1 protein-coding gene is annotated in these 1,526 nt (G+C 68.0%); it reads left to right on the forward strand.

From position 1 onward, the window contains the following. Positions 1 to 16 precede the first annotated feature (16 nt). Positions 17 to 1,327, forward strand: coding sequence for an IS1380 family transposase (locus ACOVRJ_RS22050; RefSeq protein ID WP_353264615.1), 1,311 nt, complete (start codon positions 17 to 19; stop codon positions 1,325 to 1,327). Positions 1,328 to 1,526: the final 199 nt, after the last annotated feature.

Consider the following 1,526-nt stretch of genomic DNA (forward strand, 5'->3'; position numbering starts at 1 on the left):
CAACCGAGGACTGCCGATGCCAAAGTGTACCGATGGGACCGTCGAGTTTGGACGGGTCGGAAGGCGTGTGGTGGAGGCCGCATTCGATGGTGGCGACATCGTCAGCGATGGCGGCGTGCTGTTGCTCAGGCGGGTCGATGAACGCCTTGGCCTGACCCGCGCTGCGGCGCTGGCGCTAGGCGACGAGCGCCGCGCCGCCAGCGTCCAGCACGATCTGCGCAGCCTGCTGGCGCAGCGCATCTATGGCCTGTGCCTGGGCTGGTCGGACGTGTGCGACCACAACGCGCTGCGCAACGACCTGGTGATGCAGACGGCCGTGGGCCGTGCCGAGCCGTTGGGCAGTGCGCCCACCCTCAGCCGGCTGGAGACGGCGGCCAAGCCCGCGCATGCGGCTGCGCTGCACGAGGTGCTGATGCAGCAGTTCATCGCCAGCCACGACAAGGCGCCCAAGGAGCTGGTGCTCGACGTCGACGCCACCCATGTGCCGCTGCACGGCGAGCAGGAGCGCGGCCACTTCCACGCTTACTACGACAACTACTGCTACCTGCCGCTGTACGTCTTCGCTGGCCAGGACATGCTGGCGTGCGTGCTGCGCCCGAGCGACCGTGACCCGGCCAGCGTGGTCAGCGCGCTGATCAAGCGGCTGCTGGTGCCGCTGCGCCGGGCCTGGCCCAAGACCAAGATCATCGTCCGGGCGGACTCGGGCTTTTGCCGCCCGCGCGTGCTGCAGCGCCTGGAGCGCTGGCGCGTGAACTACATCATCGGGCTGCAGAAGAACTCGCGCCTGAACGAGCAGGTGGCACTGGCGGAGCTGGCCCTGGCCGAGCAGTACGCGGCCAAGCAGACCAAGCAGCGCATGTTCGGCGAGTTCCAGTACGCCGCCGGCACCTGGGACAAGGCCCGTCGCGTCATCGCGCGGCTGGAGCACGGTGAGCAAGGTGCCAACCCGCGCTTCATCGTCACCGATCTGCCGGGTTCGCCCAAGGCCCTGTACGAGCGCAGGTACTGTGCGCGCGGCGAAGCCGAGAACCGGATCAAGGAAGCGCAACTCGACCTGTTCGGCAGGCGTGCGAGTTGCCACCGCTTCCAGTCCAACCAGCTTCGGCTGCTGCTGGCGGCGCTGGCCTACACCTTGATGATCAACCTGCGCCGGCTGGGCCTGCAGGGCACCGAGCTGGCCCAGGCCTGCACCGCAACCCTCCGCACGAAGCTGCTGAAGATCGGCGCGGCTGTGTTGCGCAACACCCGCCGCGTGCGGGTGCTGCTGGCCTCGGCGCACCCGATGAAGCACGTCTTCCTCGCTGCTGCGCGCGCCCTGGGCCCGTAGAAATCCATCCAGTGCCTGGCCCGCGCGCTGACGACAAAAAGGCCCGCATCCCAAGCCGGGGAAGGGGCAAATGCGTCCGGCTGGGCGCCATGAGCACTCCTGAACGCGGCAAACGACGAGGCCGCGCCTCAAATCGCCGAATCACCTACTAAATTCGCTCCGGAAAGCCATCCAGTACGGCACTCGTGAAAGAGCCGGG

Source organism: Roseateles sp., assembly GCF_049240545.1.
GTDB lineage: Bacteria > Pseudomonadota > Gammaproteobacteria > Burkholderiales > Burkholderiaceae_C > Paucibacter_A.